This window comes from Rhizobium tropici CIAT 899, from assembly GCF_000330885.1.
Taxonomy (GTDB): Bacteria; Pseudomonadota; Alphaproteobacteria; order Rhizobiales; family Rhizobiaceae; genus Rhizobium; species Rhizobium tropici.
On record NC_020059.1, the window covers coordinates 2,085,062 to 2,111,548 of the forward strand.

General features: G+C 59.1%; 31 protein-coding genes. 16 read left to right on the forward strand and 15 right to left on the reverse strand.

Annotated elements, in window-relative coordinates; all coding sequences use genetic code 11:
- Nucleotides 1-110 precede the first annotated feature (110 nt).
- The 7 genes from RTCIAT899_RS10170 to RTCIAT899_RS10200 all read left to right on the forward strand — a co-directional run bounded on the left by RTCIAT899_RS10170 (nucleotide 111) and on the right by RTCIAT899_RS10200 (nucleotide 4,762).
- A complete protein-coding gene (locus tag RTCIAT899_RS10170; protein ID WP_015340139.1) occupies nucleotides 111-914 on the forward strand; it encodes an ABC transporter permease in 804 nt (267 codons plus the stop codon).
- The gene (locus RTCIAT899_RS10175) at nucleotides 911-1,741 is read left to right on the forward strand and encodes an ABC transporter permease (RefSeq protein WP_015340140.1); all 831 of its coding nucleotides are present in this window, start codon (nucleotides 911-913) and stop codon (nucleotides 1,739-1,741) included. The genes RTCIAT899_RS10170 and RTCIAT899_RS10175 overlap by 4 nt, the downstream gene beginning before the upstream one ends.
- 186 nt (nucleotides 1,742-1,927) lie before the next feature.
- Nucleotides 1,928-2,194: an usg protein gene (locus RTCIAT899_RS10180; protein ID WP_015340141.1), complete on the forward strand. Its 267-nt coding sequence runs from the start codon at nucleotides 1,928-1,930 to the stop codon at nucleotides 2,192-2,194.
- A 111-nt stretch (nucleotides 2,195-2,305) separates the two neighbouring features.
- Nucleotides 2,306-3,130, forward strand: coding sequence for a methyltransferase domain-containing protein (locus RTCIAT899_RS10185; protein WP_015340142.1), 825 nt, complete (start codon nucleotides 2,306-2,308; stop codon nucleotides 3,128-3,130).
- A gap of 129 nt (nucleotides 3,131-3,259) precedes the next feature.
- Nucleotides 3,260-3,952: a glutathione S-transferase family protein gene (locus RTCIAT899_RS10190; RefSeq protein WP_015340143.1), complete on the forward strand. Its 693-nt coding sequence runs from the start codon at nucleotides 3,260-3,262 to the stop codon at nucleotides 3,950-3,952.
- A complete protein-coding gene (locus RTCIAT899_RS10195; protein ID WP_015340144.1) occupies nucleotides 3,945-4,289 on the forward strand; it encodes an ArsR/SmtB family transcription factor in 345 nt (114 codons plus the stop codon). Before RTCIAT899_RS10190 ends, RTCIAT899_RS10195 begins: the two co-directional genes overlap by 8 nt.
- Nucleotides 4,286-4,762 carry an SRPBCC family protein gene (locus tag RTCIAT899_RS10200; RefSeq protein WP_015340145.1) on the forward strand — a complete coding sequence of 159 codons (477 nt, stop codon included), beginning with the start codon at nucleotides 4,286-4,288 and terminating at the stop codon, nucleotides 4,760-4,762. Before RTCIAT899_RS10195 ends, RTCIAT899_RS10200 begins: the two co-directional genes overlap by 4 nt.
- A gap of 96 nt (nucleotides 4,763-4,858) precedes the next feature.
- On the opposite strand, the gene RTCIAT899_RS10205 is transcribed toward RTCIAT899_RS10200, so the two are convergent.
- The 4 genes from RTCIAT899_RS10205 to RTCIAT899_RS10220 all read right to left on the reverse strand — a co-directional run bounded on the left by RTCIAT899_RS10205 (nucleotide 4,859) and on the right by RTCIAT899_RS10220 (nucleotide 8,867).
- Nucleotides 4,859-5,659: an ABC transporter ATP-binding protein gene (locus RTCIAT899_RS10205; RefSeq protein ID WP_015340146.1), complete on the reverse strand. Its 801-nt coding sequence runs from the start codon at nucleotides 5,657-5,659 to the stop codon at nucleotides 4,859-4,861.
- Nucleotides 5,660-5,669: 10 nt separating this feature from the next.
- The gene (gene ssuC, locus RTCIAT899_RS10210; protein ID WP_015340147.1) at nucleotides 5,670-6,506 is read right to left on the reverse strand and encodes an aliphatic sulfonate ABC transporter permease SsuC; all 837 of its coding nucleotides are present in this window, start codon (nucleotides 6,504-6,506) and stop codon (nucleotides 5,670-5,672) included.
- Nucleotides 6,507-6,529: 23 nt separating this feature from the next.
- Complete coding sequence (gene ssuD, locus RTCIAT899_RS10215; RefSeq protein ID WP_015340148.1) at nucleotides 6,530-7,705, reverse strand: FMNH2-dependent alkanesulfonate monooxygenase; 1,176 nt, start codon at nucleotides 7,703-7,705, stop codon at nucleotides 6,530-6,532.
- A 193-nt stretch (nucleotides 7,706-7,898) separates the two neighbouring features.
- A complete protein-coding gene (locus RTCIAT899_RS10220; protein ID WP_015340149.1) occupies nucleotides 7,899-8,867 on the reverse strand; it encodes an aliphatic sulfonate ABC transporter substrate-binding protein in 969 nt (322 codons plus the stop codon).
- Nucleotides 8,868-9,134: 267 nt separating this feature from the next.
- Here RTCIAT899_RS10220 and RTCIAT899_RS10225 point away from each other — a divergent pair, with 267 nt between their 5' ends.
- Complete coding sequence (locus tag RTCIAT899_RS10225) at nucleotides 9,135-10,007, forward strand: NAD(P)-dependent oxidoreductase (protein ID WP_015340150.1); 873 nt, start codon at nucleotides 9,135-9,137, stop codon at nucleotides 10,005-10,007.
- Between the two features lie 62 nt (nucleotides 10,008-10,069).
- Here RTCIAT899_RS10225 and RTCIAT899_RS10230 read toward each other — a convergent pair whose 3' ends face one another.
- The 3 genes from RTCIAT899_RS10230 to RTCIAT899_RS10240 form a co-directional block, all read right to left on the reverse strand.
- Nucleotides 10,070-10,558 carry an Lrp/AsnC family transcriptional regulator gene (locus RTCIAT899_RS10230; protein ID WP_015340151.1) on the reverse strand — a complete coding sequence of 163 codons (489 nt, stop codon included), beginning with the start codon at nucleotides 10,556-10,558 and terminating at the stop codon, nucleotides 10,070-10,072.
- Between the two features lie 67 nt (nucleotides 10,559-10,625).
- Nucleotides 10,626-11,258: a uracil-DNA glycosylase family protein gene (locus tag RTCIAT899_RS10235; protein WP_015340152.1), complete on the reverse strand. Its 633-nt coding sequence runs from the start codon at nucleotides 11,256-11,258 to the stop codon at nucleotides 10,626-10,628.
- Nucleotides 11,255-11,824: a thermonuclease family protein gene (locus RTCIAT899_RS10240; protein ID WP_041677479.1), complete on the reverse strand. Its 570-nt coding sequence runs from the start codon at nucleotides 11,822-11,824 to the stop codon at nucleotides 11,255-11,257. Before RTCIAT899_RS10240 ends, RTCIAT899_RS10235 begins: the two co-directional genes overlap by 4 nt.
- Nucleotides 11,825-11,947: 123 nt before the next feature.
- Between RTCIAT899_RS10240 and RTCIAT899_RS10245 the strand changes: the two genes are divergently transcribed.
- Nucleotides 11,948-13,477: a sensor histidine kinase gene (locus RTCIAT899_RS10245; protein WP_015340154.1), complete on the forward strand. Its 1,530-nt coding sequence runs from the start codon at nucleotides 11,948-11,950 to the stop codon at nucleotides 13,475-13,477.
- Between the two features lie 21 nt (nucleotides 13,478-13,498).
- Here the strand turns inward: RTCIAT899_RS10245 and RTCIAT899_RS10250 are convergent, their stop codons facing one another.
- Complete coding sequence (locus RTCIAT899_RS10250) at nucleotides 13,499-13,891, reverse strand: diacylglycerol kinase (RefSeq protein WP_015340155.1); 393 nt, start codon at nucleotides 13,889-13,891, stop codon at nucleotides 13,499-13,501.
- Nucleotides 13,892-14,075: 184 nt separating this feature from the next.
- Entirely contained in the window at nucleotides 14,076-15,092 is a 1,017-nt protein-coding gene (gene cobT / locus RTCIAT899_RS10255; protein WP_015340156.1) for a nicotinate-nucleotide--dimethylbenzimidazole phosphoribosyltransferase, read from the reverse strand.
- A gap of 127 nt (nucleotides 15,093-15,219) precedes the next feature.
- Between cobT and RTCIAT899_RS10260 the strand changes: the two genes are divergently transcribed.
- The 4 genes from RTCIAT899_RS10260 to RTCIAT899_RS10275 all read left to right on the forward strand — a co-directional run bounded on the left by RTCIAT899_RS10260 (nucleotide 15,220) and on the right by RTCIAT899_RS10275 (nucleotide 17,936).
- Nucleotides 15,220-15,996, forward strand: a complete 777-nt coding sequence (locus RTCIAT899_RS10260) for an adenosylcobinamide-GDP ribazoletransferase (protein WP_015340157.1) — start codon at nucleotides 15,220-15,222, stop codon at nucleotides 15,994-15,996.
- 19 nt (nucleotides 15,997-16,015) lie between these two features.
- A complete protein-coding gene (locus tag RTCIAT899_RS10265; protein WP_015340158.1) occupies nucleotides 16,016-16,237 on the forward strand; it encodes a DUF1289 domain-containing protein in 222 nt (73 codons plus the stop codon).
- Nucleotides 16,234-16,935: a retropepsin-like aspartic protease family protein gene (locus RTCIAT899_RS10270; protein ID WP_015340159.1), complete on the forward strand. Its 702-nt coding sequence runs from the start codon at nucleotides 16,234-16,236 to the stop codon at nucleotides 16,933-16,935. Before RTCIAT899_RS10265 ends, RTCIAT899_RS10270 begins: the two co-directional genes overlap by 4 nt.
- A 98-nt stretch (nucleotides 16,936-17,033) precedes the next feature.
- Nucleotides 17,034-17,936 carry a DMT family transporter gene (locus tag RTCIAT899_RS10275; RefSeq protein ID WP_015340160.1) on the forward strand — a complete coding sequence of 301 codons (903 nt, stop codon included), beginning with the start codon at nucleotides 17,034-17,036 and terminating at the stop codon, nucleotides 17,934-17,936.
- 34 nt (nucleotides 17,937-17,970) lie between these two features.
- On the opposite strand, the gene RTCIAT899_RS10280 is transcribed toward RTCIAT899_RS10275, so the two are convergent.
- From RTCIAT899_RS10280 to RTCIAT899_RS10305, 6 genes are all read right to left on the reverse strand, one after another.
- Nucleotides 17,971-18,501, reverse strand: coding sequence for a GNAT family N-acetyltransferase (locus RTCIAT899_RS10280; RefSeq protein ID WP_015340161.1), 531 nt, complete (start codon nucleotides 18,499-18,501; stop codon nucleotides 17,971-17,973).
- A complete protein-coding gene (locus RTCIAT899_RS10285; protein WP_041677482.1) occupies nucleotides 18,498-19,829 on the reverse strand; it encodes a bifunctional folylpolyglutamate synthase/dihydrofolate synthase in 1,332 nt (443 codons plus the stop codon). Before RTCIAT899_RS10285 ends, RTCIAT899_RS10280 begins: the two co-directional genes overlap by 4 nt.
- Before the next feature lie 77 nt (nucleotides 19,830-19,906).
- Nucleotides 19,907-20,668, reverse strand: coding sequence for an ABC transporter permease (locus RTCIAT899_RS10290; protein ID WP_015340163.1), 762 nt, complete (start codon nucleotides 20,666-20,668; stop codon nucleotides 19,907-19,909).
- Entirely contained in the window at nucleotides 20,665-21,591 is a 927-nt protein-coding gene (locus RTCIAT899_RS10295; RefSeq protein WP_015340164.1) for an ABC transporter ATP-binding protein, read from the reverse strand. Before RTCIAT899_RS10295 ends, RTCIAT899_RS10290 begins: the two co-directional genes overlap by 4 nt.
- Before the next feature lie 381 nt (nucleotides 21,592-21,972).
- Entirely contained in the window at nucleotides 21,973-22,227 is a 255-nt protein-coding gene (locus RTCIAT899_RS10300) for a hypothetical protein (protein ID WP_015340165.1), read from the reverse strand.
- Nucleotides 22,228-22,333: 106 nt separating this feature from the next.
- Nucleotides 22,334-23,527 carry an extensin-like domain-containing protein gene (locus RTCIAT899_RS10305; RefSeq protein WP_041677485.1) on the reverse strand — a complete coding sequence of 398 codons (1,194 nt, stop codon included), beginning with the start codon at nucleotides 23,525-23,527 and terminating at the stop codon, nucleotides 22,334-22,336.
- Nucleotides 23,528-23,765: 238 nt separating this feature from the next.
- Between RTCIAT899_RS10305 and RTCIAT899_RS10310 the strand changes: the two genes are divergently transcribed.
- The 3 genes from RTCIAT899_RS10310 to RTCIAT899_RS10320 all read left to right on the forward strand — a co-directional run bounded on the left by RTCIAT899_RS10310 (nucleotide 23,766) and on the right by RTCIAT899_RS10320 (nucleotide 26,453).
- Nucleotides 23,766-24,155 (forward strand): acyl-CoA thioesterase, encoded by a 390-nt coding sequence (locus RTCIAT899_RS10310; RefSeq protein ID WP_015340168.1) that lies wholly within the window; start codon nucleotides 23,766-23,768, stop codon nucleotides 24,153-24,155.
- 4 nt (nucleotides 24,156-24,159) lie between these two features.
- Nucleotides 24,160-24,750 (forward strand): hypothetical protein, encoded by a 591-nt coding sequence (locus RTCIAT899_RS10315; RefSeq protein ID WP_015340169.1) that lies wholly within the window; start codon nucleotides 24,160-24,162, stop codon nucleotides 24,748-24,750.
- A 122-nt stretch (nucleotides 24,751-24,872) separates the two neighbouring features.
- Entirely contained in the window at nucleotides 24,873-26,453 is a 1,581-nt protein-coding gene (locus tag RTCIAT899_RS10320; RefSeq protein ID WP_015340170.1) for an SEL1-like repeat protein, read from the forward strand.
- Nucleotides 26,454-26,487: the final 34 nt, after the last annotated feature.

The window sequence follows — 26,487 nt, forward strand, 5'->3', positions numbered from 1 at the left end:
CGATTCCCTGGGAAAAGACGACGGCGGAAGCTTGCCCTTCCGCCGTTTTTGTTTGACAACGAGATGAATATAAGCAGAAACGCGGCAAAAGCCGCTAGGGGAAATATGGCATGAGCGGATTGTTTTCCGCCCTTGGTTCCTTGTGGACCTGGTTGAGTACGATTTTTGACCCATTGTGTGGTCCGGCCGGACTGTTCACTCTGTTCGGCCAAAATACGATGCTCGCCTGTGGCGACACGGGATGGGGCGATGAGCTTGCCGGTGGCTTGAAGATCACCATCGCCGTTTCGGTCCTGACGCTGCCGCTTGGCATCGTCATCGGCTTCTTCGTCGCGCTCGCGCAGCAATCGGAAGAGAAATCGCTGAGGCTCGCCGCTGGTGTCTTCACGACGATTTTCCGTGGCCTGCCGGAGCTGCTGACGCTCTTCATCATCTACTATGGCATGCAGATCCTCTTGCAATCCGTGCTCGCCAAGTTCGGTTATGACGGACCCGTTGAGATCAACGCCTTCGCGGCCGGCATGGTGGCGCTGGCAATCGTCTTTTCCGCCTATTGTTCGGAAGTTCTCCTCTCTGCCTTCAAAGCCATTCCCAAAGGTCAATATGAGGCAGGCGATGCACTTGGATTTCATCGGGCACGAACCATGCGGCTTATCATCGTGCCGCAACTCGTGCGTATCTCCCTACCAAATCTCGGGAACCTCTGGATGAACCTGCTGAAGGATACGTCTTACGTGTCCATCATCGGCCTTGCCGATATCATCAGACAGACAGGGATTGCCGTCCGCGCCACCAAGGCGCCCTTCACCTTCTATTCCATCGCCTGCCTGTTTTATCTGACGCTGGCCGTCATCTCTTCCGTCGGCCTCTTCTATCTCGATCGATGGGCTAAACGTGCGGAGGTCCATCGATGAGCCATGCCGAAGTTCTGATCGCCGCCCAGCCGGCACCCCCGAAGACGGTCACGAAGCTGTCCAAGGCGCGCATCGCCGGTTATTTTTTCCTGACCCTCTGGGCCGTTCTCGGCATTTCGCTGCTGGCAATGATTATAAGCGGGTGGGATGTTGATAAGCTCGAAACCTATGGGCCACGGCTGCTTCACGGTCTCTGGATCACGGTCAAGCTGGTCGCCACATCCTTTATCCTCGGCGCGATTCTCTCGATACCGCTGGCCTTTGCCCGTATGTCGAGCAACAAGATCCTGAGCACGCTGACCTATTGCTATGTCTATCTGTTCCGCGGCACGCCGCTGCTGGCGCAGATTTTCATGGTCTATTACGGTTTCCCGAGCTTTCGCTGGTTCTTCGAGGATATCGGCCTCTGGTGGTTCTTCAAGGACCCGTTTTATTGCGGCGTGTTCGCCATGACGCTGAACACGGCGGCCTATCAGACGGAAATCGTCCGGGGCGCCATTCAGAGCGTGCCGAAGGGCCAGCGGGAAGCGGCCAGCGCTCTTGGTATCCATACCTGGATCGCCTTCCGCAAGATCATCATTCCACAAGCGCTCATCGTGGCGCTGCGCCCCTACGGCAACGAGATCATCCTGCTGATCAAGAGTTCGGCAACCGTCTCCATTATTACGGTCTTCGACCTGATGGGCGAAACACGCTACGCCTTCTCGCGGACCTACGACTACCAGATCTATCTTTGGGCTGCGATCTTCTATCTCGTGATTGTCGAGCTCATGCGAAACGGCTGGGCGCGGATGGAAGGCGGGCTGACACGGCACCTCAAGCGCTGATCCCGCCCAAGGCTGCGCCTGGGCGCAGCCTTGGCAGCACTCGCATGCAGTCGCTGCTAATACATTGATTTCTGTGAATAAATTTCCATCATGACATTTTTGTAAAGCTTGAGTTTACCATCTGTTGTTTCCATATTTGAGTGACCATGAGTCACGAACAAGAATGGGAACGGAAAGAGAAAACTCATGCATAACGACATGCAAAAGCAGTTGCAGGGTTATGGGTTGACGACGGCGCAGATCTTCTACCGCCTGCCCGATCATCCGCAATTCCTGCAAACCTATATCTGGCAGGATTATGATCTCGCCCCGAACTTCCCGGAAATGCGCGGCTTCCTGAAATTCTGGCAGGAAACGCTGGACGGCCCGCTGCATTCCGTGCGCTATGTCCATCGCAAGCTGATTTCAGCAACCGAATGGCGGGCGCTAAAGGGCGAATTCATCCTGCATTAGCCGCATCGGGTCTTCGGCATCACCAGTGCGCCCGCTGGGCGACACGGCAAGCATTGCAAAAGCCGATCAAGCGCCTTAATGCCTGCGTGACGAATGGAAGGGCTGTCACTCATGGCAAAGAAGAAGATCGACGAAGACGCGCTGGCGGAAGCCTATAACCAGGCACTGGCACTGGAGAAGGCGGGCGATATCGACGCTGCGGTTCAGGCCTATGAGAAGGTGCTGGCTCTCGATCCGGAAGACCACGGCGGCGCAGCCGTGCGCATCGCCTCGATGGGACGCGGCGAGACGCCGGCCAAGGCGCCTGACGCCTATGTTGAAACCCTGTTCGATCAGCATGCCGAAGTTTTCGAAGACGTGCTGGTGGAGCAACTCGGCTACCACGTCCCGGTTCTCGTGCGCCAGCGCCTGCAGGCGCTCGGCCTCGGTCCCTTCAAGCGCATGCTCGACCTCGGCTGCGGCACTGGCCTCACCGGCGGCACGCTGCGCGATATCGCCGAGGATATCACCGGCATCGACATTTCCGAGAACATGGTCGAAGTCGCCCATGAGAAGGATATCTACGAAACGCTCTTCGTTGCCGAGGTCGAGGATTTTCTCGACGACAATGACGAGGAACCGTTCGACCTGATCACCGCGACTGATGTCCTACCCTATCTCGGTGCACTGGAGCCGCTGTTCTTCGGCGCCGCCGAAAACATGACGCCGAGCGGCCTCTTCATCTTCTCTTCGGAGACCCTAGCTGAGGCGACCATGGCCGGACGTCCCTATATAGTCGGCCCGCATCAGCGCTTCGCCCATTCCGAAGCCTATGTGCGCGAAAGGCTGACTGCGACCGGCTTCGAACTCGTCGAAATCACCGACATCAACGTCCGTATGGAAGATGGCCAGCCAACACCGGGTCATCTGGTCATCGCCCGTCGTCTCGCCGATTGAGGCAAATTACATCACATCGCAAATAGTTATCCATTTGGATAACTATTTCCTTGCGCGGCGACTGGCGAGCTGATACTTAGCCATTCAGATAAGTATCAGCTCGAACCTTGATCTCGGAAAGGTCGCCGCATGTCCCTTATTCTCTATCAGCATCCCCTCGCCTCCTTTTGCCACAAGGTGTTGATGGCGCTCTATGAAAACGGGACGCCATTCGAAAGCCGCATCATCGATCTCGGCAATGCGGAATCGCGCGCCGCGCTGGTGCGCCTCTGGCCGCTCGCAAAATTTCCAGTGCTTCGCGACGAAGCTCTCGACAGCACCGTTCCCGAGACCAGCATCATCATCGAATATCTCGACCGGCATTATCCCGGCGCAACGCAGCTGCTGCCGACAGATCCATCGGACGCCCTATGTGTGCGGCTCTGGGATCGCTTCTTCGATCTCTATGTGCAGGAGCCAATGCAAGCGATCGTCGCGGACGTGCGTCGGGCAGAAGGGGAGCGGCGTCCGCAAAGCGTCGCCGAAGCCGAGACCTTGCTGCGCACCGCTTATGGCATGATCGAAAAGCAGCTGGACGGGAAAACCTGGATCACCGGCGACAATGTGACAATGGCGGATTGCGCCGCCGCGCCGGCTCTCTTCTACGCTGAAACCCTTATCCCCTTCGCCCAAGAGCATGATCGGCTGAAGGCCTATTATCGGCGCCTTATCGAGCGCCCTTCCTTCGCCCGCGTCCTGCAGGAAGCAACGCCCTATTTCCGTATGTACCCTTATAGTGACAAGCTGCCGGCGCAGTTCCGGCCGGAAAAGCCGAATGCTTGAAGAATCGCAAGCGCTCGACCGCATGTTCCAGGCTCTGTCCGATCAAAGCCGTCGCGGCATGATCGACAGGCTCGGGCGTGGACCGGCCTCCGTCACGGAACTGGCTCAGCCCCTCGATATGGCGCTGCCGACCGTGATGAAACATCTGCAAGTACTTGAGACGAGCGGACTGGTGCTGTCGGAAAAGGCCGGGCGGGTGCGTACCTATCATCTGCGCAAGGAAGCGCTGGCAGCCGTCGAGCGCTGGATTGCCGAGCGCAAGGCATCTTGGAACAGGACCTTCGACCGGCTCGACCTATTTCTCGCTGATACATCGACGGAGACGACGGACGAATGAGCATAAGATCCACAGACCATACGACGATCACCATAGAGCGTCATTTCAAAGCACCCCTCCCCAAGGTCTTCGATGCCTGGGCAATACCGGAGCAGAAGCGGCAATGGTTCGGCTGTCATGATAATTGGAAGCAGCTGGAGTTCCAGCTCGATTTCCGCACCGGCGGTAGCGAAAGCAACCGCACTGCCTCCACGGATGGCGTCGTACATGCCTATCAGGCGCGCTATATCGACGTCGTTCAGAACGAGCGCTTCATTTATGCTTTCGACATGACGCTCGACGACGTCAGAATCTCCGTATCGCTGGCAACGGTCAGCTTCGCGCCCGGGCCTGGCGGCACGAAAATGACCTTCGTCGAACAGGTCGTGTTCCTCGATGGCTACAGCGACAACGGCTCGCGCCTCATGGGCACGGAAATCGGCTTCGACAACCTCAAGCTCTATGTCGAGGGAGACGATAGCAGGCCGAACTAGAGCAATTCCAGGAAAAGTGCGTAGCGGTTTTTCGTCTGGAATTGCGTAAAAACAGAAGATAGAGCGTTTTCGCAATTCGAAAAAAGCGGAAAAGCTCTAATTCCGTGCGTCGCCGAGAATTGCCGCCAGCAGCTGCCCTTCGAGCTCTGCAAGCGCCGGATTGCCGTGACGGCGGGGATGCGGATATGGAATATCGAGATCGAGCACGATCCGGCCCTCGTCCAGCACCACGACCCGATCGGCCAGATGCACGGCTTCGCTGACATCGTGGGTCACAAGCACGGCGGTAAAGCCGAGCTCACGCCAGACGCGGTTCAGCAGTTCCTGCATGCTGATGCGGGTCAAAGCATCCAGCGCGCCAAGCGGCTCATCGAGGGCAAGAATACCGGGCTTGCTGACGAGCGCACGGGCGAGCGCCACGCGCTGCTTCTGCCCACCGGAAAGGCTCGAGGGCCATTCACCGGCCTTCTCGGCAAGCTGCACCTCAGAGAGAACCGAAGCCGTTTCCCTCTTCGATACGTTTTGTGGCACGCCCTCGCCCAGGCCCACCGCAACATTGTCGGCGACGGAAAGCCAGGGCAGCAGCCGCGGCTCCTGAAAGACGATGCGTGTATTGGGCTGAGTGTCACCACCATCGACCGCTTCAAAGCGTAGATGACCGGCACTCGGCTCTTCCAGCCCCATCAGGATGCGCAGCAGCGTGCTCTTGCCGCAGCCGCTCTTGCCGATGACGGCGACGAATTGACCAGCGGGAATATCGAGATCGATGCCGCGCAAGACGCGGTTGTTGCCGAAACTCTTCTCCAGACCCTTGATATGGATGGCCGCAGCGCCCGCAGCCTGCGCGGCAACATTTTTGGCTTCCGCCCGTGGGCGATCGAGTGTGTTGACGCTCATGGGAAGCTCCTCAATTCCGATAGGCCGGATTCCAGCGCAAAGCCCTGCGCTCGATCGCCCGTGCGACGACATCGGCGAGCTTGCCGAGAATGGCGTAGATGACCAGCGTCAGCACTACGACATCAGTCATGCCAAACTCGCGGGCATTGTTGGCCATGTAGCCAATGCCCGACGATGCCGCGATCGATTCGGCAACGATGAGCGTCAGCCACATGATGCCGAGAGCAAACCGCAAGCCGACGAGAATGGACGGAAGTGCGCCGGGGAAGATGACCTTCCGGAACAGCGTCCAATTGCTCATGCCGTAGACCCGTCCCATCTCGATCAGCCCGCGATCGACATTGCGCACGCCGTGATAGGTGTTGAGATAGATCGGGAAGAGTACACCGAGCGCGGTCAGGAACAGCTTGGATTCCTCGCCGATCCCGAACCAGAGAATGACGAGCGGTACCATGGCGAGATGCGGAATGGTGCGCAGCATCTGCAGCGTCGTATCGGTCAATTGCTCCGACAGCCGCGATACGCCGTTGGCGATGCCAAGCAGGAAGCCGATCGAGCCGCCGACTAGCAAGCCGGCGAAGGCGCGACCGGCGCTGACGAGGATATTGTTCGGCAGCTGTCCGGAAATCGTGGTCTGCCAGAAGGCGACCACGACGGCCGCCGGCGACGGCATGATGCGGGTGGAGATCCATCCAAGCGACGAGCCCAGCTGCCATGCCGCGATGACGACAACCGGCAGCAGGAACGGCAGAAACCTCTGGAACGAAATACCTTGCCGCGCGACCCTGGCCTGGCGTGCGCGCCGTTCCGAGACCACGCGGACGAAGGACGTGTCGAATGCCGACATGGGGATCTCCCTTTGATCTGGCGTTACGAGCCGGAAACGACCTTGAGATTGCCGCCATGACTGCCGCCCGCGAAAATCTGCTTGGCGCCGAATTCGTTGCGGAAGCCGGCGCGCTGCTCGTCGCGCTTCAATCCCAGCTCGGGGAAGAGCAGTTCGGCCACACGATAAGCTTCCTCCAGATGCGGATAGCCCGAGCCGATCACGGTTTCGATGCCGAGCTCCTGATATTCCCGCAGCCTTGCAGCAACTGTCTTCGGCGATCCCACAAGTGCCGTACCGGCGCCAGCACGGACCAGGCCGACGCCAGCCCAGAGATTCGGCGAAACTTCGAGCTTGTCGCGGCGGCCGCCATGCAGCGCCGCCATGCGCTTCTGGCCAACAGAATCGGACTGGTTGACGAATTGCTCCTGGGCTTCGCGGATCGTCTCGTCGTCGAGCTTGGAGATCAGCTTGTCGGCCGCAGCCCATGCCTCTTCGTCCGTCTCGCGAACGATGAAGTGAAGGCGAATGCCGAAGCTGACCTCGCGCCCACGCTTGGCAGCGGCTGCGCGCACCTTTGCAATTTTTTCGGCCACCAGTGCCGGCGGTTCGCCCCATGTCAGATACTTGTCGACGCGACCAACCGAGAATTCGATGCCGGCATCCGAAGATCCACCGAAATAGAGCGGCGGGCGCGGTGCCTGCACCGGCGGCAATCCAAGCCGCGCATTCGTCGCCTTGATATATTTGCCTTCGAAGGTGGACGATCCCGTCTCCAACAGCTCCTCCCAGACATGGAAGAATTCATCGGCATGGGCGTAGCGCTCATCGTGTTCCAGATGAATGCCGTCACCGGCGAGTTCCGCCGGGCTGCCGCCAACGACGATGTTCAGCAGCACGCGACCGTTCGAGACGCGATCGAGCGTCGAGGCAAGGCGCGCATAGTAGGCTGGCGAGGCCGTGCCCGGACGGATCGCGACCAGGAACTTCAGCTTCTGCGTATGCGCCGAGAGCGCCGCGGCCGTCACGAAAGACTCTTCGCAGGACACACCCGTCGGAAGCAACACGCCGGTATAACCAAGTCGGTCGACCGCCTGCGCGATCTGCTGGAGATAGCCGATCTCCGGGCCACGGTTGAGATCGGCCGTACCCAGATAAGTGCCGTCGCCGGAGGTCGGAATGAACCAGAGAAAATCGATGGGTTTTGCGGTCGCGGTCATGAAGCTTTCCTGCTTTCTGGATGCGCGTGGTCGGGAGCCACTCCCGATGTTCGATCCGGATAATGGCATAGACTATCGATTACATCGACAATATAGATTTTCTAATCGCCTGTATCTGGCGAAATATTTTTCCTGATAACGGCCCCGCCCGTAGTGTTTCGGGCGGGGGCAATATCCGCGGATCTTGTCAGCCTCAGCTTGCCTTCGGCCGCCAGACGATGTCCGTGACGTTCAGCTTCTTCGGAACGATGCCAAGATTGTAGAACTCGTCAGCCAGCCCCTGCTGATAGGCGATCGCCGCATCTGTGATGGTAGAGACGCCGCCAAGATTCGCACCGGGGCGCGTCAGCACCACCCGCGTCACCTCGGCCGGCACGCCGGTGATTTCAGACATGGCCTTAACGGTGCCGTCCAAATCCGATTGCGCCGCCGCCCCCACCTTGGCCAGTTCGTCGATGACGTCGATAATCACCTGCGGATTATCCTTAGTGAAATCGCCGTTGGCCAGGAAATAGCTGAAGGAATCGACGATGCCCCGCGCAGTCGCAAGGATGCGGGTATCCGGATCGGCCTCTGCAATGGCGAGATAGGGATCCCAGATCGACCAGGCGTCGATCGCGCCCGTCTTGAACGCGGCGGACGCATCCGGCGGCGTGAGATCGAGCGGCTGCACATCGTTGATCGTCAGCCCACCTTTGCGAAGCGCCTTGACGGCGACGTTATGGGCGCTGGAACCGCGCTTGAAGGCAACCTTCTTTCCCTTGAGATCGGCAAGCGTCTGGATCGGCGAATCCTTGCGCACGAGAATGGCGGAGCTTTCGGGGCTGCCGGTGTAAATGCCGACATACAGCAGATTGCCATTGGCGGCCTGCGCAAACAGCGGCGGCACGTCGCCCGTCGCACCGAAATCGAGAGCACCGGCGCCAAGAGCTTCCAGCAGCGGCGGGCCGGATGTGAATTCCGACCATTCGACGGATATGCCGCGATCGGAAAGTCGCTTTTCCAACGCCCTTTGACGCTTTGCCAATGCCAATACGCTGTTCTTCTGCCAGCCGATCCGAAGCGTCGTCGCTGCGGCCGCACGTGACTGTCGAACGGAAGGCAAAGCGAAGGCAACCGCGGTCGCACCGAGAAGGCCGAGTGTCTGTCTGCGCGAAATCATCGAAGATCCCTTTTCATGAGGCCTCGGCGCTTCCGCGGCCACCGGCTCGTTGTCGATGGCTTAAAGATCGCAAATCCATAGATTATATCGACAAAGAAAATTATGAAGATTCACGACGATGGCGAAATTCCATTCCGATAAATGCAAAAATTGGAAATCAGATTTCACGTCGTATGCCATGGTGACAAGTTACCGGACAAATCGGTCTTTCGTCCCTCCGACCTTTCGGCTAAGCCTTCGAGACAAATTCGGTCACGGAGTTATGAAATGGCAAAGGTCTCATTCATCGGCATGGGCGTCATGGGTTACCCCATGGCGGGGCATCTGAAGGTCAAGGGCGGACATGATGTCACCGTCTATAACCGCACCGTTACCAAAGCCGAGGCATGGGCCAAACAATATGACGGCAAGTTTGCCCCTACCCCAGCTCAGGCTGCCGCAGGCGCCGATTTCGTCTTCACCTGCGTCGGCAATGACGACGACCTTCGCTCGGTGACGACGGGCGAGAACGGCGTCCTTTCAAGCATGAAGGCCGGTTCCATCCTCATCGACAACACCACCGCAAGTGCCGAAGTCGCCCGCGAACTCTACGCAGCCGCCAAGGAAAAAGGCATTGCCTTCATCGACGCCCCGGTTTCCGGCGGACAGGCCGGCGCAGAGAATGGTGTTTTGACCGTCATGTGTGGCGGTGACGAGGCCGTGTTCGAGAAGGCTCGTCCCGTCATCGACGCCTATGCCCGCATGGTCGGGCTGATGGGGGCTGTCGGCGCGGGACAACTGACCAAGATGATCAACCAGATCTGCATTGCCGGCATCGTCCAGGGACTCGCCGAAGGCATCCATTTCGGCAAGCAGGCGGGGCTCGATATCGAAAAGGTCGTTGAGGTCATTTCCAAGGGCGCCGCCGGTTCCTGGCAAATGGAAAACCGCCACAAGACCATGAATGCCGGTAAATATGATTTCGGCTTTGCGGTCGACTGGATGCGCAAGGATCTCGGCATCGTGCTCGAGGAGGCCCGCCGCAATCAGGCCAAGCTGCCGCTCACGGCCCTCGTCGACCAGTTCTACGGCGACGTCCAGGCGATGGGAGGCAATCGCTGGGATACCTCCTCGCTGCTCGCGCGCCTGGACAAGAAGTAAAAGGCTGCCGGAAAATCAACAGCTTCTGCTGAGCGCCTCATCAGAGCGGCGCTCAGTCCATATCAGTCCTCGTTGGACCTGGCATTTTCCAGCAGCATGTAATCGAGCGGCAGTTCCGTCGAATACTTGATCTGCTCCATCGCGAAAGCCGAGGAGACATCGCGGATTTCGATCTTGGCGATCATGCGCTTGTAGAAGGCATCGTAAGCGGCGATATCCGGGACGACGACACGCAGCAGATAGTCCACGTCACCGCTCATGCGATAGAATTCGACCACTTCCGGGAAATCGGCGATCACTTCTGAGAAGCGCTTCAGCCATTCGATGGAGTGGCTATTGGTGCGGATCGAAACAAAAACCGTGACCTTCGTGTTGACCTTTTCCGGATCGAGCAAGGCCACGCGGCGGCGAATGACGCCATCCTCTTCCATCTTCTGGATGCGGCGCCAGCAGGGCGTCGTCGAGAGACCGACCTTCTTGGCAAGATCGGCTACGGCCAGAGTGGAATCCTCCTGCAACAGGCGCAGGATTTTGCGGTCTAGGCGGTCCATTTTAAGCATCCCTTCGAATTATATTCTCTCTATAGCTTGTTTTTAGCGAAAGAAAAGAAACTTTTTCTCAAGGAAGCAGGCTTTTCACACGTTGTTGTAACACGGGAAGCAACTCGGCCTCGAACCACGGGTTACGTTTCAGCCAGCCGCTGTTGCGCCAACTTGGATGCGGCAATGGCAGGACGGACGGCGACCGGTTGGTTAGAAGATAACGCCGCCACTGCGCGACCGTCTCGGTCATCGAACCCATGCGCTCCGCCCCAAGATGCCAAGCCTGCGCATATTGACCGATTGTCACGATCAATTCGATCTGCGGCATCGCATCCATTGCCCGCTGCCGCCATAAAGGCGCGCACTCCTTGCGCGGCGGCAGATCGCTTCCAGTCTTGTCATAGCCTGGAAAGCAGAAGCCCATGCCCATTATAGCGAAATGATCCGGATTGTAGAAACTCTCGCGATCTACGGCGAGCCAGTGACGCAAACGATCACCCGAGGCATCGTTGAACGGCAGACCGCTCTCGTGAACGCGCAATCCTGGCGCCTGCCCTGCGATAAGTATCCGTGCAGTCGATGATAGTGTCGCAACCGGACGCGGCTCATGCGGCAGGCGATCCGCTTCGCCCTTTGCCGGTGCATCCCGACAGAGACGGCAGGCCGCAATCGCCGAGCGCAGGATTTGCAATTCGCTCTCCTGCTTCATGGAGCGCTCCAACCGACAAGCTGGCGCAAATAGCCGAGCCATCCGGCAATCGGGTCATTGTCATGGGCCATACGCTCCTCGCGCCGATAGTTGCTCGGCCTCTCGAAATCACTGGCCCAAAGCCCAGCCTTCGCCTGCCGTGCGCTCCGCTCTTCGCTTGCATAGCCGCCATAAGAAACCGCCATGCCACTGCGCACCATCGCGGCGTTGATATCGGCATCGCCGGCGACACACGTCACCAACAGGCGACCATAGCGATCTCTCTCCCGTCCCCGACATTCGGGCGCTCCGGTCTTAATCATTGTGGCAAGCGCCTTGCGTGCTTCTTCGCCGCAGGCCCAATCCGCGCCATTGCGTTGGCAGCGCTGCCGATATTCGGGAGCATCGATCCCTTTCAGTCTCAAGCGTTCGCCACCGGCGGAAAGCGTGTCGCCGTCAATGACATAAAAGCTGCCGTTTTGAACGATTTCCGGTCGATTGTTCATCTTCAACGCGAATAATGCAAGAATAGCAAGCAGCGCGAAAGTGACCACGCCGTCACGAAACAGGCGGCCCGACCGCATCACGTTGTTGCCTCCTTTAAGAACAAATCCTTGGCGAAGATGGCAAACAAATCATTTCGGCGCAGCATCTTCTTAAGATTTAAACGCTAGGGTGTAGCTTCAGGCAGGCTAAGTTTCAATGTAACCATGAGCAACGGCGTCAGCACATCGACAGATAAAAACATTGTCGACCGATCGCGCAGTCACCGTAACCGGGCTGTGTCGAAGGCCGTGCGGCAAACGCGCGAGCGCCTGCAAAGCGGCCATAGCCGTAATTTCGACCGCGAACTGATGATGATGCATATCGACACCTTGCGGCAGAGTGCCGCCGTCGTGCCGATCTTCGTCATCGTGGTTGCCGTTCTCGGCGTCTACCTGACGCGTGATGCCGGCATTCTCTTCTGGACCATTCCGATCCTCACGGCGCATGCCATCAACATGCTGATCGGACGACGCGCCAAGAAGCAGGAAATGTCAGCCGAAAGCGCCAGAAAGTGGCGACAGCTGCTTTTGCTGGGGCAATTGCTCGTCGGCTTCTGTTGGGCTCTCTTTGCGATGCAAAATTGCGCGACCTGCGGCGGCGACAGTTTCGCCTTCTACAAGGGCACGACCCTGCTAGCGGCAATCTGCATTACGGCCATGTCCAGCTTCATGCTGCCACGAGCTGTTCCGTTTTCCTTCGCACCGGCGACCGTGGCGCTTACCGTGGCAGCCATTCTGACGCGAAGGCCTTCCGATATCGCCCTCACCGCAGCCATTGCGGTTGCCGTGATATTCTTCAGCTTCATCACCAACCGCATGTATCAGTCGAACCTGAAGATTCTCTCTTTCCAATCGGAGAAGGACGATCTGATCGCCGAACTCGAAGTCGCGAAATCAATGTCCGACGAGGCCCGTCGGCGTGCCGAAGAAGCAAATCTCGCCAAATCGCGCTTTCTTGCTTCCATGTCGCACGAGCTTAGAACGCCGCTGAATGCGATCCTTGGCTTTTCCGAAGTCATGTCGGCGGAGGTCATGGGGCCGCTCAACAATCCGACCTATCGCGAATACACCAGTGACATCCATCGATCCGGCCAGCACCTGCTCAACCTGATCAACGAAATCCTCGACCTCTCTCGTATCGAGGCCGGCAAATACGAGCTGAACGAAGAAGCAATTTCTCTCCTCGATATTGCCGAGGATTGCATCGGCATGGTGCAGTTGCGTGCCCGCGCCAAGAATATTTCGATCTCATCGCAATTCGAAGCGCAGCTGCCTTCCGTCTGGGCCGATGAGAAATCGATGCGCCAGGTGATCCTCAACCTCTTGTCGAATGCAGTGAAATTCACGCCGCAAGGCGGCGAGATCAGTGTCAAGGTTGGCTGGACGGCCGGTGGCGGCGAATATGTCGCGATCAAGGACAACGGTCCGGGCATTCCCGAAGAAGAGATCCCGATTGTGCTGTCGGCCTTCGGCCAGGGCTCTATCGCCATCAAGAGTGCCGAACAAGGTACGGGCCTCGGGCTGCCGATCGTACAGGCCATTCTCGCCAAGCATGACGGCCAGTTCATGCTGAAATCCAAGCTGCGGGAAGGCACGGAAGTCATCGCCATCCTACCGCCCAAGCGCGTGCTGCAAAGCCTGCCGGCGGTCGAGGATGCCCCGCTAGCCGAGCGGCGAAAGAAGAGCTTCGCTTAAACGAAGCATGGACTCTGATTGTTAGCGGAATAGCAGATGGCTGCCGATGACGTAAAGCATGTAGATACCGGACGCGACCAGCATGCAGAGAACGGCAAAGGAGCCGAGATCCTTGGCGTGCTTGCCGACGTTGGAAATCTCCGGCGATATCCGGTCGATCACCTCTTCCACCGCCGTATTCATGGCCTCGACTGCGAAGACGGCGAGGAACAACACCATGGCAATGACGATCTCACCGATGGTCGCACCGACGGCGATCAACAGGATCAGTCCCACTCCGGCAAAAAGGAGCTCCTGGCGAAAAGCCGATTCCTGCAACAGCCGCTGAAAACCGCCCCAGGAATAGCCGGCGGCGGCGAAAAAGTGCCGAATCCCGGTCTCCTTATTGACCGCTGATTTTGAAAACTCAGCCATTCGCGCTCCGCCGTATTGTCCCGGTTGCAATCTGGATGCCTTGCGAATACCGCCTCACCGTGGGCGAAGCAAGGCGACAGCTCTCGCCGCCTCGAAATTCATTGCAGTTTTATGACGGAAAACCGACCATCTACAGGAAACTGAGCGGCGAAACGTTTATTTCAACGTTTCGCCGCTCGGTTTTTCAGTGCTTGTTCGTAACCCCCGCGCTTTCGAACGTCGCCATGCCCGAATGGCAGGCTGCCGCAGCCTTGACGATACCCGCGGCCAATGCCGCCCCCGTACCTTCGCCAAGCCGCATGCCGAGCGCCAGAAGCGGCGTCTTGCCGAGCTTTTCGATCGAACGGAGATGACCCGGCTCGGCCGAGACATGCCCGATCAGGCAATGATCGAGGGCAGAGGGATTGGCAGCCTTGAGAATAGAGGCGGCGGCCGTCGCGACATAGCCGTCGATGATAACAGGGATACGCTCCATGCGCGCCGCGAGGATGGCGCCGGCCATGGCGGCGATCTCGCGGCCACCGAGGCGGCGCAGGATTTCCAGCGGATCGTTGAGATGATCGCGATGGAGCGCGACCGCCTTCTCGACGGCAGCGATCTTGCGCTTCAGCATCTCACCTTCCGAGCCGGTGCCTGGGCCAACCCAGTCTTCGGCCTTGCCGCCATAGAGCGCGTAATGAATGGCCGCGGCGATCGTGGTATTGCCGATGCCCATCTCGCCAATGCAGAGAAGATCCGTACCGCCGGCAATCGCCTCCATGCCGAAGGCCATCGTGGCAGCGCAGTCGCGTTCGCTCAATGCCGGTTCTTCGGTGATGTCCCCGGTCGGGAACTCGAGCGCGAGATCGAAGACCTTGAGGCCGAGATCGTAGGCAACACAGATCTGGTTGATGGCTGCGCCGCCGGCTGCGAAATTTTCCACCATCTGCTGCGTCACCGAAGGCGGAAACGGGGTGATCCCCTGCTTGGTGACACCATGATTTCCGGCAAAGATCGCCACCAGAGGCCGGGTCACTGCAGGCGAACGTCCAGTCCAGGCCGCCAGCCAGAAAGCGATTTCCTCCAGTCTTCCAAGCGCGCCCGGCGGCTTGGTGAGCTGTGCATCACGTTCGCGCGCGGCCACGAGCGCCCGGGCATCCGGGCCTGGAAGGTCGCGCAGCAATGCGCGGAAATCGTCGAATGGGAGGCCGCTGACGCTCATGAATGCGTTCCTTGTCTTTTAGTCTCAAATCGGGTTCTTTGCGTGCGACTCTATTAATCCTGGGAATCGGCGTGAACAACTCCAAAAGCGCCCGATGCTGTCGCGCGTATGGCGGGGAGAGGAAGAAATGCGGGAATATATGCGTGACATCGCGCGCTCCGTCGCTTTCTTGAGCCGCATTCCCGTGCCGTCGTCCTTCTTCGAAGGCGATGACGGCAAGCTCTCGCGTGTTTCACGCGCTTTTCCTGTCGCCGGCCTGCTGATCGCCCTGCCCTCTGCACTGACCTTCAGCGTGCTGCTTGCCCTCAACGCCGATCCGTTGATGGCCGCATTGCTGGCGCTTGCCGTGCACACGCTCCTGACCGGCGCCCTCCATGAAGACGGGCTCAGCGACACGGCAGACGGATTGGGTGGCGGCAAGGACCGCGAGCGCGCACTCGAAATCATGAAGGATAGCCGTATCGGGACGTACGGGGCGGCAGCGTTGATACTGTCCTTCGGATTGCGGGCGGCGGCACTTGCCGCCATCGCGCGGCATCTCCCGCCTGAGGACGGCGCGGTCGCAATCCTCGCCGCGGCCGTCTTGAGCCGCGGCGCCATGGTCTGGCATTGGTACGCCCTGCCACCAGCCAAACCGGATGGGATCGCGGCATCAGCGGGCAAGCCAGATGGCGACGCCATGCAACTGGCGCTGCTTGCGACACTTGGCCTTGCAGTACTGCTCGTCGGCCCTGCCATGGGCATTCGGGCGCTGGTTGGCTGCCTTCTTGCGACAAGCGTCGCGGCATTTCTTGCCACAAGATATGTCCGCCAGAAATTGACCGGCCATACGGGCGATACGATCGGCGCGACCCAGCAGATTTGCGAGATCGCGTCGCTCTGCACCCTTGCCATGTGCGTTTGAAGCATCGATATATGATCCCATGCTGACACCCTGCATCCTCGTCTGCTCCATTGATCAGAACACCGGCTATTGCTTCGGCTGCGGCCGCACATCTGCTGAAATCGGCGCATGGATGAGCTATAGCGACGACGAGCGCCGTCAGATCATGGAAATGCTTCCGGAGCGCCTGACCAAGGTCGAACGCAAGCCGCGCCGGGAGACCCGCCGCCAAAGGATGGCACGGGAGCGCAGTGTCGTATGAACCGCCTGAACATCGTTCTCGTCATTCTCGGCATCGGCCTCGCACTGCTCATCTTCAACAATAATACCGGCTCCACCTTCGGCATGCGCAATGACGACTTCGCGCGTGTCGTCTATCTCGTACCGATCGCCCTGATGATGAGCGCCGCCGTCTGGGCTAGCCGGCATACGGTCAGCCAATCGATCCGCAATCTTCTCATCTGGTTCGTCATCATCATGGCGCTTGCGACCGCCTATATCTATCGCCGCGATGCCGAACAGGTCGGCAACCGCCTCTTTGCCGGCCTGATGCCCGGCCATGCCGTCGTCGTTACGACGAGCGAAGGCGGTCAGGAGGTCATCCTTCACAAACGTTCGAACGGGCATTTCGAAGCGAAGGTCATGATCAACGGCCAACCGATCGACATGCTGATCGACACCGGCGCCAGCACCATCGCCCTGTCGCAGGAAGACGCCGAGCGCGTCGGTATCACTCCGGAAAACCTCACCTATTCGCAGACGGTACTGACCGCCAACGGCCGCGCCAGAGCGGCTCCCGTTGAACTCGGCTCGGTGGCAATCGGCCCGATCAAGCGCAGGGATGTCCAAGCGAGCGTGGCCGAAGCAGGCAGGCTCGATCAGAGCCTGCTCGGCATGAGCTTTCTCGAAACCCTGGGGTCCATGCAGATGCAGACGGACGAGCTTCGACTGCGGGACTGATGAACCACCGCATGCGATAGTTCGGTTGGGAGCGAAGCATTCGCCGGCCTCTTCACTCTAAAAGATGGCATGTCCAAACCTTATAAGAGTGAAAAACGATGACGCCGGCAAGACCCAACCTGACGACCGAACTGCTGCTTCTCCTTGCACTCGCGACCTGCTGGGGCGCCTCTTACACCTTCATCCGCATCGGCGTGGCAACCATTCCGCCGATCACGCTGATTGCCGCGCGAACCCTGATCGCCGGTCTTGTCCTTCTCGCCATCATCCGCTGGCGCGGGCTGAGCCTGCCGAGAGACGCCGCCACATGGAAGCGTTTCCTCATTCAATCCTGCCTCAACAGTGCCATTCCCTTCACGTTGATCGCCTGGGCGGAACAGACCGTCGATGCCGGTTTGGCGACCATATTGAATTCCACGACACCGATTTTCGCCTTCCTGATTTCCGCCTTCCTGTTGCGCAGCGAGCCGTTGACGGGACGCAAGCTATTTGGCGTGATTGCCGGAATGGCGGGCATCTGCCTGATCATCGGCCTCGATGCACTACATGGAATGGGTCGCCAATTGCTGCCGCAGCTTTCCGTTGTCGCCGCCTCTATCTGCTATGCCTGTGCCGCCTTGTTCGGCCGCAATTTCAAGGGACTGGACCCGATGATGCCCGCAGCCGGCTCGTTGCTTTGCGGTGCTGCCCTCCTGATCCCGGCGAGCTTGATTGTCGAACACCCCTGGCAGATTGCGCCATCGACAGCCTCGATCCTGGCACTGCTCGGCCTGTCGGTCGTCTCCACCGCGCTTGCCTTCAGCATCTATTTTCGACTTATCCAGACCCTCGGCTCGGTCGGCACGACGGCGCAGGCCTATCTTCGCGTCCCGATCGGCGTCGGCATCGGCGTTACCTTCCTCGGCGAGCCTCTATCCCCGACGGCAGCCATCGGTCTTGTCTGTGTCGTGGCAGGTGTCATGGCCATGACCATCGCACCACGCAGGAAGGCACTGGCGTGAAAAGGCAATCACGTCCAGCGCTCGCATGGGGCGCTCAGCTTGGAAGAGACAGATCGTCCCATGCGAAAATGAGATTGTCGGATCGCCAGACAGGTCCCGGATCGGTGTAACGGCCGATCAACCGCCCTCCAAGGGCGCGATAGAAGGCGATCGCCGGCTCGTTACCGACGACAACGCCGAGCGCGGCGCCCGAATATCCCATGGCAGCAAACTCTTCCATCATTGTCCGCATGAGCCAGCGGCCAAGTCCCTGACGCTTGATGGAGGGATCGATATAGAGCGATTTTATCTCACCGCGCCCCTCGAATGCCGCCTCGGACGGCGCTGCAATCGCGCCGATGCCGACAAGTCGCGCACCTTGTTCAGCCAGGAACACACGCTGATCCCGACGCGGAGTGGCCAGCATATCGGCCCATCGCGCGCGACGGTAATCTTCATCAAGGACCCGATAGACTTCGATAGGCGCCAGATCGCGATAGGTATCGCACCAGATCGCGCGATGCAGCCTGGCGATGTCAGCAACATCACCGGCGAGCGCGGGCCTGATCTCTATGTTCGTCGTCATTGGGCATTTCTGAGGACGGCGCCACGCAGCGCCCCGACAAGATAGAGCGAACCGGTAACAAGCATCCAGCCGCCGCGCTCGGCGGCTTTCACCATCGCCCGATCCAGCGCCCTGTGCGGGTCGGGCTCGGCTTCGCAATTCACACCCACGGACCTTCCCAACGCTTCCAGCTCGATCGCAGCATGAGCGCGACCCGATCCGGACGCTTCCGTAAAGACCGCATAGGCCACATATCGCGAGAGCACATTCAAGAAACCGGGCGCGTCCTTGTCGGATGCCAGTGCGACGATGGCAACACATTCGCCGCTGACCGAGGAGGAGCGCGTAATATCGCGCAACACAGCCTCGATATTGAACGGCACATGCGCGCCATCCATGATGACGGGCAGGCTTTGCCGCCCCTTTGCCAATGCAGGCGGCAGAGAGACGTCGAAACGCTCCATCCGTCCCGGCAGACGCGCCTTGTCGATAACAGCTTTTTCGAGCAGCCGTGCACCGATCGGCTGACCCTTTGCGCCTCCCTCCCGCACACTCTCACCCTGCCGTCCCAGATGATCGAACACCACTCCGACCAGGGCGATATTCGTCTCCGCAATCGTTGCGTCCTCGGGAAGGTCGGTTCGCAGGACCTTGCAGCCCAGCTCATCGGCGCGCTGCTGCAACACCTGTCCTGCGACGTCGGCGGCGGCAAGCGTCGTCACAAGCGTCGCGCCGGGCTTCAATATGCCGACCTTCTCCCGCGCGATCGCCGCGCGCGTGCTTCCCAGAATCTCCGTGTGCTCAAGGCCGATATTCGTGACGATCGCGACTTCGCCGAAGACCACATTCGTCGAATCCAGCCTGCCGCCAAGCCCGACCTCGACCACAACCCAGCTCAAACCGGCATCCCTGAAAACGACGAAAGCGGCAGCCGTTATCACGTCGAACCAGGTTGCGTCCTCGGCAGCGGTTGCGGCCTGTTTCGCGTCCTCATAGCCATCCAGAACCTGCATGATCGCCGTCGCCAGTGCATCGTCCTCGACCTCCTGGCCGAGAATGCTGACACGCTCATTCACGCGGTCCACATGTGGCGATCCGTAACGTCCGACCCGCCAGCCTGCCCGCAGCAATCCGGCTTCGAGGAGCGCCGATACCGATCCTTTACCCTTGGTGCCCGCGACGTGGATCGCGCGGAAACTCCGATGCGGATTGCCCAGGCGTTGCATGAGATCGAGCATCGGCTCAAGACCGACCCGCATCTCTCCCCGCGGCTTGCGTTCCCAATTGGTCAGTTGATCGAGCCGGGAAAGTGCCTGGGACAGCGGGGGGGTGAGATGAGCCTGCGACATTGAATGCTTTCCTGGACCATTTTGTTGCGGCTGCAAAAGCCGCAGGCCTTCTTAGTCCCGCCAGCCCGGCATCGCCATCAATTTCTCAAGCGATATCCTGTCCGGAAAATCCATCCGAGGATCACCAGACAGACGACAAGGAAGAGCGTGATCATGGCAAGGCTCAGCACCGGATTGACATCGGCAATGCCATAGAAGCTCCAGCGGAAGCCGCTGACCAGATAGAGGACGGGATTGAGGTGGCTGACCGCCTGCCAGAAGGGCGGCAGCATGTTGATCGAATAGAAGCTGCCGCCAAGGAAGGTGAGCGGCGGCACGACCAGCATCGGGATCAGGTTCAGCTGTTCGAAATTCCCGGCCCATATGCCGATCATGAAGCCGAATAGGCTGAAGGTGACGGCCGTCAGCACGAAGAACAGGATCATCATGAAAGGATGCTCGATCCTGATATCGACGAAGAAACTTGCCGTGGCGAGGATAATCAGGCCGATCAGCATCCCCTTGGTGGCAGCCGCACCGACATAGCCGAGCACGATTTCCGTCATGGCGACAGGCGCCGACAGCACCTCGTAGATCGTACCGGTGAATTTCGGGAAATAGATGCCGAAGGAGCCGTTGCTGATGCACTGGCCGAGCAAGGTCAGCATGATCAGGCCGGGCGTGATGAATGCTCCGTAGGAGACGCCCTCGACCAGATTGATGCGCGAACCGATCGCCGCGCCGAAGACGATGAAATAGAGCGATGTGGAAATGACCGGCGAAACGACGCTCTGCAGCAGCGTGCGGCGCGTACGGGCCATTTCGAAGGCGTAGATGGATTTGACCGCTTCGAAGTTCATTTGCCTGCCTCCACCAGCGAGACGAAAATATCCTCGAGCGAGCTTTGGCGCGTCGAGAGATCCTTGAAATGAATTCCCTCGGCACCGAGTTTCGACAGCAGCGCCGCAATGCTCGACTGCTCGTGCTGAGCGTCGAAATCATAGATCAGCGTCAGGCCGTTCGGCCCAAGCGAAAGCCCGTTCCCATCGAGGGACTGGGGTACAGCCTCGATCGGCTCGTTCAAATCGAGGATCAGTTGCTTGCGGCCGAGCTTGGCCATGAGCGCCCTCTTCTCCTCCACCAGCAGCAGCTCGCCACCATTGATGACCCCGACGCGATCGGCCGCTTCTTCGGCCTCTTCGATGTAATGCGTTGTGAGAATGATCGTGACGCCGGATACGCGCAAGCGCTCGACCACATGCCACATGTCCTTGCGCAATGCCACGTCGACACCGGCCGTGGGCTCATCGAGAAACAGGATCTCCGGTTCGTGCGAGAGGGCCTTGGCGATAAGCACGCGCCGCTTCATGCCGCCGGAAAGCTGGCGAAGCGTGTTGTCCTTCTTCTCCCACAGCGAAAGATCGCGCAGTATCTTCTCGATATATTCGGGGTTCGGCCTCTTGCCGTGAAGCCCGCGCGAAAAGCTGACTGTATTCCAGACGGTTTCGAACTGATCGGTCGTCAATTCCTGCGGCACGAGGCCGATCAGGCTGCGCGTGGCGCGGAAATCGCGCACGACGTCATAACCGCCGACGGTCACAGACCCACCGCTCGGGTTGGCAATCCCGCAGACGATGGAAATCAGTGTTGTCTTGCCGGCACCGTTCGGCCCCAGCAGCGCCAGGATTTCCCCTCGCTCGATATCGAGACTGACACCTTTCAGCGCCTGAAACCCGTTGGAGTAGGTTTTGGTCAGATTACTTATGGAAATGATCGGAGCCATAGCGAGGCAAAGTCCGGCTTTTGTGATGAATTTCGCGGCGTTTGCCCGCTATATAACCGGTTCTAACCTTTGACCACCCCACGGTAGCGGAACACAGCGTTCGCCCAGGGTAAATAAGCTGTCATCAAATCGTGACCTTCGTCGGGCATATAGCTCCTTAGGTGAGCAACGTTTGTCGCAACTCCGCCTAACGCCTCTTGGCGACACCGTCAGCGCCTGCTGTATTGGCCGATTTATTGCTTTGCATTCATATTGCGTGCAGCATCATTGCAAAATGAAGTTCTTTTCTGGAACTGGCAAGGATCCCCCGTCGTTGCCATGCTCCGCTCAAGCCGGCTCCGCCGGCTTTTTTCTTTTTTGCCAGCTTGGGATCTGAAAAACTTACCAATTACCGTTCACGCCGCAACCCGCCGGCGGCAACGTCTTGTGTTCGAACCGCGCCTTCAGCATCGCGCAACCCTTGTCGCGAATAGGTCCAGGCATCATGGAGTTGAGACCGATACCGACTTCATCGAAGGGATCATCGGCATAGGCGACATAAGCATACCAGCGGCCGCCGATGACGATAATGATGGCAATCAGGGCGGCAAGGAGCGCTCTTCCCAGGCTTCTCTTTCGTCTCGGTATGTCTTCCATGAACCCCTCCCTGCCATTTAGCTCACGCAGTTGAGCGCGATTCCGCCGAAAGGTAAATCAGCTTTCGCGTTTGGCAAGGGCGGATGCTGTCCCGGCAAAAGGCCAATCAAAGGCTGCAATAGCGCCGGCCGCCTTGACGGTCCCTGAGGTCGAAATGGAAGTGGTTCCAGTGCTCCGGATTGCTGCCGGGGCCGAGCACGGTATCGAAATAGCGGCAGCTATCGCTGCGCACCGCCTTGAGCAACCGTCCTTCCCGGAAGGAGAACAAGCCCTTCTTCCGCACGTCGATCACGTGGCCATTCTTCAGGACGAAGGTGCCGACATCGATCGCATTGCCATGCGCATGCTCCGACATCGGATTATAGCGTTGCCGGCTATTGTTCATCCGCCGGCAGGAATAGCCGCCGAGCGGTACGATCGTGCCGATGCCGGTCCAGTAGCGGGTGCGTGCCGCCGGCGCCAGTTCGTTCTTCACCCATTTTGCAAAGGCGAGCGTCACCTGGCAATTCAACGTGACGGCGGGCCGCACCGCGATATTGCCTGAGAGGCCGCTGAGCGAAACCGGATAGGGAACCTGACATGCAGGACCGTTCAAGATCGCCGGCTTGTCGGTATAGACGACGCCCATGCGCTGCAATTCCCGACGGCAGGCGATTTCAGAAGGCGGCATCATGCCCGGCGTCGATTGCGGCGCTTCGAACTGCTGATCGAGGCGCGGTATCGGATTTTCGACACGCGGCAGCATCGCGACCTGCGTTCCCGGCAGCTGCCTCGGTATCCGCGACTGGTTGAGTTCGGCCTGTGCCGCCGGCCGCTGAATAATCGACCGGTTGGTCTGTACCGGCGCATCGGTGCCGATGCCATCGACCACGGGCTGGTCGGACTGACCTTCCGCAATGTTCTGCTGCTCTTCCTGCGCCAATCCCACCACCGAGGCGGATTGCGCCTCTTCGCTCGGCCCGACCCCAAGCTCGGCATCCATGTTGACGCCCTGAGAGGGAATATCCGACTGCTGTGCTAAGCCGGCTTCGACATCCGTGGTGGTCACAGCCTCGCCAGTGCCGTTGGAACGAAGGGGACCGCCGCTCTTGTAGTTGCTCGATGCGGAAACGACCGGATCTTGTACCCCTTGATAGGCAAATTGGCGCTGCGGCATACTGCGATGCGGCTTGATGGACCCGACACGCGAGGAACTGTCGATGCCGGACGGCGGCACGAGACTGTCGGCCGTACAGGCGACCAGCGCCGACGACAATAGCAATGGCAGCGCGACCCGCCGTAGAATGGGTAAAATGGCCATAATCCTGATCCGCTGCCCCAGCCACGGTCGGCAATGATTACAAACCCTAAATGGGAAGGGTGAACGAAAGCTTACCACAGGGTGATCTCGGTGTTTCACGCAGGCGCCACGTCACCGCATAGTGGCTTGAAGCAAAACACCCACAGGAGTCCTCCATTGAAATGCGGGTATGGCTTTTCCATCGCGGCAGGATTGCATAGGCTGATTGTCGGAATCGACCGTGAACAGGAGCAGATGAATGAATGACAGCGTCAAACCAAGAGGCGAGCTGACATTGCGCACGCTTGCCATGCCCGCCGACGCCAATCCTGCCGGCGATATCTTTGGCGGCTGGGTCATGGCGCAGATGGACTTGGCAAGCGGCATCCGCGCCGCCGAGCGGGCGCGCGGCCGCGTGGTCACGGCCGCGGTCAAGGAGATGGCGTTCGAACTGCCGGTCAAGATCGGCGATACGCTGAGCGTCTTCACCGATGTCGAACGCGTCGGCCGCACCTCGATCACCCTGAGCGTCGAAGCATGGGCGCACCGCGCCCGTTATAACAGCCTGGAGAAAGTGACGGCTGCGACCTTCATCATGGTCGCGCTCGATGAAAACGGCTTGCCGAAGGCCGTACCCGAGGAGAGGTGACGCGATGGATTCCACGCACACACCGGAAGTCTACGTCTATATCAGGACGGTCATGAGCATGGTGATCGGCCTTTCGCTGGCTCAGCTTCTGACCCGGCTTGCCGGTTTCGTGCAGGCACCGGGCAAGAACAAGATCTACCCCGTCCATATCGGCTGGGTATTGTCCATGTTCCTGTTCATCATCCATTTCTGGTGGTGGGAGTACCGGCTGCAATCCGTTGCGCAGATCAATTTCGGCGTCTACCTCTTCCTCATCTGCTTCTGCTGCCTCTTCTATTTCCTCTGCGTATTGCTCAATCCGCCGTCGGTCGAGGATTATGGCGGCTTCGAGGAATATTTCATCTCTCGCCGCCATTGGTTCTTCGGCCTGCTCGCCGTGACCTACGCGGTAGACCTCATCGACACATTGCTGAAGGGGGAAGCCTATTTCCGGTCGCTCGGCTGGGAATATCCGATACGCAATGTCGTCTATGTCATCCTTTGCATCATCGCCTCGATCACCGCTAACCGGCGCTTCCAGGCGGCATTCGTGATCGTCGGCCTGATCTATCAGATCACATGGATCTTCCGCCTCTACGACGTGCTTCCGGTATAGCGATCGCATCCGCCAGCGGGCATTAAATCCACCGCCATTTGGGTTTCTGCGATCCTTGACCAAGACATCGCCATATTGTTCAGATCGATTGCGGTCTGGGACGCAGGTGGGAGACTGAAGCCTTGAGGACAAAGAGCTATGCATTGGGATTGGCGCTCGCTCTTTCGCTGCCCTGGCTTGCTCACGCCGAGGACCCAGCCCCAGGACCCGCCAATACGACAATCGACCTGAAATACTGGGTGGAATTCGCAAAACAGGGAAATCCGGCCGCCCAATATGGTCTCGGCTACCGTTACGCCAACGGTCAGGGCGTGGAACAGGATGACGCTCAGGCCGTCGATTGGTATCGGAAATCGGCTGAGCAAGGCAATGCGCAGGCCCAATATGCACTCGCCTACATGTATGCCAGCGGCCGCGGCGTCGATACCGATCTGAAGCAGGCAAACGACTGGTATCTAAGGGCGGCGCAGGCTGGCAATGCCGATGCCCAATATGCCATCGGCTATTCCTATGCCAATGGCCGCGGCATGGCCGTCAGTGATGAAGACGCCGTCGCCTGGTATCAAAAATCCGCCTCCCAGGGACAGGCGCAGGCGCAATATGCGCTCGGCTACATGTATGCTAATGGCCTCGGGGTGCATCAGGACGAGGCGATCGCACTCGGCTGGTATCGCAAGGCGGCTGACCAAGGTCGGCCCGACGCCGAATACGCAATCGGCTACATGTACGACAACGGTCAAGGCGCCGAAGAAGACCAGGAACAGGCTGTCGCTTGGTACAAAAAGGCCGGCAATCAAGGAGTTGCGCAGGGTCTGTATGCAGTCGGCTATGCCTACGCCAACGGCAAGGGTGTGACACGGAACGATGCCGAAGCCTATTCCTGGTATATGAAAGCGGCGATAAAAGGCCGCGCCGACGCCCAATACGCCGTTGGTTACAGTCTTGCGAACGGGATAGGCGTCGCCCGAGACTACAGGCAGGCGCTGCAATGGTATCGCAAAGCTGCCGATCAGGGCCGCCCCGATGCGCAATATGCGCTCGGCTACATGTACGAAAACGGTCAGGGCGTGAAGGCTGACGATGACAGCGCGGTGAGATGGTATCGCAAGGCCGCCGAACAAGGCGACGCACAGGGCCAATATGCCCTCGCCTACATGTATGCCGGCGGCCGCGGCGTTGGCAGGGACTATGGCAAAGCCTTTGACTGGTACCAGAAGGCGGCAAGCCAGGGTCATGCCGATGCGCAATATGCGCTCGGCTACATGTACGAAAACGGTCAGGGGACAAAGGCTGACAAATCGACCGCCGCTAGCTGGTACCGCAAGGCGGCCGACCAGAACAATCCACAGGGCGAATATGCCCTCGCCTACCTTTATTATCAGGGCGCGGGTGTTCCCAAGGACTATGGCCAAACGGCCGCTCTGTTTCGCAAAGCAGCCGATCAGGGCGATGCTCGGGCGGAATACGGTCTTGGATATCTGTATTATAACGGCTATGGCGTGCCAAAGGACTCCAAGACCGCTGCCGACTGGTTCAACAAGGCAGCGGCCAACGGATTGCCGGAAGCGCAGCACGGACTCAGCTATATGGAAGCCAATGGCGACGGCCCGATCAAGGATCTCGGACCGCTGGGACAAGGGGCTGCCAGCAAAAAAAGCACGGGCTGGCTCCTATTTCATTTGCTGATGGTGCTCGTGCCCTAGCGGTCGCGAAGCGCTCGACATGTTATTCAACCGA